We start from the raw sequence: 2,989 nt of genomic DNA, 5'->3' as shown, positions 1-2,989 counted from the left end.
GGAATAATAATCGCTTTACGTTCAACATCGTATTCAAAACCTGTTATCTGCTGGTCTTTACTCATATCAAACACGCCCTGAAACACTTTGTATTGCTCGTGTTCCATACCCAAATAAGCGTACTGGCCATCCGAAGCCCATTCGCCTTTTTTCAATAACGGTGGGGTTGTTCCCCTAAACATTTTTATCGTTCCCATATCTAAGTCTTTTAATTGCTAAATCATTGCGTAGGCTTGCTCAAACAATTGGTTGGAGATGTAATTGCCACCTGTCTCAACCTTTGTCATTGAAAGCACCAATAAGCGGAGTGTGTTTTTTGTAGGCAGGAGTTTTGCACTCTTGCTGACCTTTAAATCCTTGCAAACCGTTTGGATATAATGGTCGGTGTTGTTTTCAAATCGGGGTGCATATTCTTCGACCAATAACGGCACGGTATTCTTGCCCTTCTCAATGTCGTGCTTGAGGTCTTTAATCATGGCACGAACACCATAAACCGGAGCAATAAACATTTCAAAACGCCTGTCTTTGTTTTGCTCTTTGGGTAGTTTGCCGTTCCATTTGATATTGGTAAAAATCAGGTTTCCCGGATTGTTGTTACGTATTCCCCTGGGTGCATTGGATAGATAGGTATTGCCACCGTTCCAATTCTGAAAGTTTGAGGGCAATTCGTTATTGTTGGTGGTCAAAACGTTTGAACCACGAGGAGGCAATAGTCCACGCTTGCGTTTGTTTCGTCTGCGAATCATTACAATTGTGGTTACTATTGCCCCTGTGGTTAACACCCCTCCCGAAATAAATAATATCTTTTTCTTCTTGTCCATAGCTGTAATTTTGTTTGAGATTAGAGAGGGATTCCCCAACTATCGAACTTGGGTTTGATTTTGGAAATTTCACTTTCGCTTAGTTCCTGTCTGAACCAGCCAATCAGGTTGAAGTCCTGACCTAAAAACGCTGCCCTGGTTCCCCACAAATACTGTTTCATGCCAAAGGCTTTAATCACTAATAGCATATCATCCTTGCTCTGTATCTTATCAATGGTGGAGTAAATGACCTTTTCATCTGTACCAAAGTCGAGCATTGCACCGTACAGCGTATTGGCATACAAAGCAGCATCAGAAGCAGAAATAGTCAGGTTTTGCCTGTCGATAACCGTATCTTTTATTGATGGAGCAACCCTTGATGAAGTGCCATCAGTATTCTTCTTAAACAATAGCTTTTTAACAGCGTAAATACCGATTCCAACGCCCATAATGGGCAATCCGTATTTAATGCCATTGGCTATTAATGTTGCTTTATTTACAGGTGGTAACTGTTGCACGTTGCTGAGTTTTTTAGATGTATCGTAATGCGGTCTTTACAATCTTTGGGTTCTTGGCAACCTTGGTCAAAAGCTTAATCATGTCCTGTTGCTCAACCTTGTTGACTGCATTTTGCAAAAGGTTTCCTACTTGCTGAACTACCTCGGTACTGTCAGCTTCAATGGTGATTCCTACTTTAAACTTTCTCATAATCGTATATTTTAATCGTTGTCTAAATCTTCGTTATCAAACTCTGCGTTTCCCGGTTCCTGTTCTGATATGCCATTCACGGCTTGGTTCAGGAACAGAAGGGTTTTATTTATCAGTTCGGCTTTGTCAAGGCATAAGCCAACGATATTTGCAATCTTGGCTACATCTTGTAGTTCCCATGTCATAAGGGCATCGGATAGCTTTTTGATAATCTCTGCTTTCTTGCGGTCTTCGGGTGTATTGGCTGTGCCTATGTCAGTAATCTCAACATTGGTTTCTGGTAGCTGTGCCGATTCTTCCTCGGTATCATCAAGCATTCCCAAAGCACCTTTGAGTTCCTCTGCTGATAACCCTAATAACTCTGCTGTTTTCGGACTGTTGGTAAGCAAGCGTGAACCGATACCGACCAATGCACCTGTGGCAACTCGCTTCATTACTTCATTGGGAGCATACCCGGCAAGACGGCTTTCAAGGTCTGTCTTATCAGTTTTTAGTTCCCTGTTTTCGCTTTGGTAGCGGTCTTTTTCGGCACGTAGTTCAGCGTTTTCATTGCGTAAACGCTCATACTTTTCTTCTAAAGTATTGTAGCGTGTCTCGAACTTAAAATCATCCAACTGCTTTTGGTAACTGATTCGCTCAACCTCTTTGTTGTTGCCCGATAAGGCATTGAACACACCGAACAGACCATCAAGCTTTGATTTTACGGCAGGGTTATCTCCTGAAAATAATCCTAACAGGGAATCTAGTTCACCCAATCCATTGGTGTTGTTTTGGATTTGGCTCTGTTTCATTTCCTCCTGGATAATGGTTTGTATCTCGGCTCTCTCAATAGGTTCTTTTGGTGGGTTTAAAAGCTTGCTGATATTCACGGTATAGCTGTTCAGGCTTCTGGCATTGGGGCTTTTGCCTCCAAACACATCAACCCTGAGTGAACCATGCGACTGCTTTGCTTTTTCAATGGCACTTTCAATGTCACGGTTAAACTTATCCGTTCCGGAGGTTCTTGAAGTGAGTGCTGTTTCCTGTGCTGCGGTAACCAGGTATATTTCGTAAGCGTAAGGGTACTTTTGTTCGTCCTCCGAACGCTTTATAAACTCGTATATGCTTTGTATTTGCTCTCTGTAATCCAACATAGTCGTATTAATTTCGGTGGGGAATAATCTTTACAAACTCCAATCGGTAAGGCTTAAAGTTTTCCGTTTGGGTTTTGATGTCTATGTAATCGGTGAATACCTGGTAGCGGTACTCATCCATAAAGTCGTATTCTTCGGGTGTAGCCGTAAACACATTATCGCTGCTTATGAGTTCCATTTCATCAATGGAGCTTGGCAGACCTTTGGTGTTCAGAATCCACATATCGTTTTTCAGGTCCAGGGAAATGTCCGCACCTGTTACCATTATCACCGTTGGTTTTAATTGGTAGCTGTCGATGGTTCGCATCCCTGAAACACGGTCTTTTGCGATGGTATGTAATAACTCAC

6 protein-coding genes are annotated in these 2,989 nt (G+C 42.2%); all 6 read right to left on the bottom strand.

The genetic code is table 11. The features are described from left to right. The coding region (locus J1N10_RS20590; RefSeq protein ID WP_262328617.1) for a hypothetical protein at window positions 1–197 on the bottom strand (197 nt) is incomplete at its 3' end. An 18-nt stretch (window positions 198–215) separates the two neighbouring features. Next, window positions 216–821: a hypothetical protein gene (locus J1N10_RS20585; protein WP_212220811.1), complete on the bottom strand. Its 606-nt coding sequence runs from the start codon at window positions 819–821 to the stop codon at window positions 216–218. Between the two features lie 20 nt (window positions 822–841). After that, window positions 842–1,318: a hypothetical protein gene (locus tag J1N10_RS20580; protein WP_212220814.1), complete on the bottom strand. Its 477-nt coding sequence runs from the start codon at window positions 1,316–1,318 to the stop codon at window positions 842–844. 13 nt (window positions 1,319–1,331) lie between these two features. Next, entirely contained in the window at window positions 1,332–1,508 is a 177-nt protein-coding gene (locus J1N10_RS20575) for a hypothetical protein (RefSeq protein WP_170154413.1), read from the bottom strand. A gap of 11 nt (window positions 1,509–1,519) precedes the next feature. Then, complete coding sequence (locus J1N10_RS20570; RefSeq protein ID WP_262328616.1) at window positions 1,520–2,641, bottom strand: hypothetical protein; 1,122 nt, start codon at window positions 2,639–2,641, stop codon at window positions 1,520–1,522. 7 nt (window positions 2,642–2,648) lie between these two features. Continuing rightward, the coding region (locus J1N10_RS20565) for a hypothetical protein (protein WP_262328615.1) at window positions 2,649–2,989 on the bottom strand (341 nt) is incomplete at its 5' end.

The organism is Carboxylicivirga litoralis, assembly GCF_025499605.1.
GTDB lineage: Bacteria > Bacteroidota > Bacteroidia > Bacteroidales > Marinilabiliaceae > Carboxylicivirga > Carboxylicivirga litoralis.
This window is presented reverse-complemented; position numbering and strand designations above follow the sequence as displayed.

What these genes read in the sequence shown, in the direction of transcription:
- J1N10_RS20585 (WP_212220811.1), bottom strand. Translation starts at nt 821, where the DNA reads ATGGACAAGAAGAAAAAGATATTATTTATTTCGGGAGGGGTGTTAACC.
- J1N10_RS20575 (WP_170154413.1), bottom strand. Translation starts at nt 1,508, where the DNA reads ATGAGAAAGTTTAAAGTAGGAATCACCATTGAAGCTGACAGTACCGAG.
- J1N10_RS20570 (WP_262328616.1), bottom strand. Translation starts at nt 2,641, where the DNA reads ATGTTGGATTACAGAGAGCAAATACAAAGCATATACGAGTTTATAAAG.